The organism is Streptomyces flavofungini, assembly GCF_041028215.1.
GTDB classification, from domain to species: Bacteria; Actinomycetota; Actinomycetes; order Streptomycetales; family Streptomycetaceae; genus Streptomyces; species Streptomyces flavofungini_B.
The window spans coordinates 1-1,258 of sequence record NZ_JASKYR010001275.1; the positions used below are offsets into that span (position 1 = coordinate 1).

A 1,258-nucleotide genomic window follows, 5' to 3' on the forward strand; every position below is an offset into this window, starting at 1 on the left:
CTTCCCGTACCTCCAACGGCGGGGCCGCATCAGCGAACTGGCCGTGCTCGGCGGCATCGCCCTGGACATGGCCCGCCGCGCGGGCGACCGCGCGGCCGAGGCGCAGGCGCTCACCGATCTCGCGGGCATGCACTTCATGTCGGGCCGCGGCAGCGAGGCGCTCGCGCTCAACGACCGGGCGCTCGCCCTCTGGCGGGATCTCGGCCTCGTCTCCTGCGTGCGCCGCGGCCTCAACAACCGGGGCCTGCTCCTGGAGAAGCTCGGCCGCCACACCGAGTCCGGCGAAGCCCTGCGGCAGAGCCTCGCGCTGGCCGAGGAACTGGCCGACCCGCTGAGCGAGGCGATCACCCTCAGCCACCTCGGCAACCTCTACGAGCACACGGACGCCCGCGCCGCCATCACCCACCACGAGCGCAGCCTCGCGATCGGCGAGCGGCTCGGGCACGCCATCGTCCGCCAGTCCGCCCACTGCAACATCGGCTACGCCCACCTCACCCTCGGCGAACCCGCCGCAGCCCTCACGCACTTCGAGGAGAGCCTGCGCGTCCACGGCGAGTACGAGGACTGGCACGGCGACTCCCAGGCCCGCCTCGGCCTGGTCCGGGCCCTGCGCGGACTCGGCCGCCCCGAGGACGCCGCCCGCGAGTGCGCCGTCCTCCTCGACCGCGCCGCACAGCGCGGCGACGCCCACATGACCGGCCTCGCCCGCCACCAGCGCGGACTGCTGCTCAGGGCCGAGGGCCACGACCGGGCGGCGTACGAGCAGTGGGCGGCGGCGCTGCGGTCCCTGGACGGCACGGACAGCGAGGTGGCCGACGAGATACGGGGCCTGCTGGCTCACTTGGCGTCGGCATAGCGCTCCACGACGGCGGTGGTGAACGGGAAGCGGACCGGCGTCTCCCCGAAGGCGATGCGCCCCGCGAGGTCGCCCGCCTCCCGTACCGCCACCGCGACGGCCGCCGCCTCCTCGGCGGGGCAGTGCACGATGACCTCGTCGTGCTGGAAGAAGACCAGCTCGGCCCGCATCCCGCCCTCGTGGATCGCCCGCCGCAGCGCGGCCAGCATCAGCAGCGCCCAGTCCGCGGCGCTGCCCTGCACGACGAAGTTGCGGGTGAACCGGCCCCGCGCGCGGGCGTTGGTGGAGGCATAGCCGGGAGTGAACTCCCCGCTCTCCCCGTCGCCGGACGGCGAAMCCTCCGGCCCCTCCTGGGGAATGCCCGCCTCGTCGTCCTCCCCGGCCCCCGCCGCGGGCGGACTC

2 protein-coding genes are annotated in these 1,258 nt (G+C 75.0%); one reads left to right on the top strand and one right to left on the bottom strand.

Features of this window, described 5'->3' with window-relative positions; translation table 11 throughout:
* Positions 1–856 (top strand): tetratricopeptide repeat protein (locus tag AB8Z36_RS40380; protein ID WP_369218327.1); only part of this gene is annotated, 856 nt, incomplete at its 5' end.
* Here the strand turns inward: AB8Z36_RS40380 and AB8Z36_RS40385 are convergent.
* Positions 838–1,258 (bottom strand): DNA polymerase (locus AB8Z36_RS40385; protein ID WP_369218328.1); only part of this gene is annotated, 421 nt, incomplete at its 5' end. The two genes, AB8Z36_RS40380 and AB8Z36_RS40385, sit on opposite strands and share 19 nt — an antisense overlap.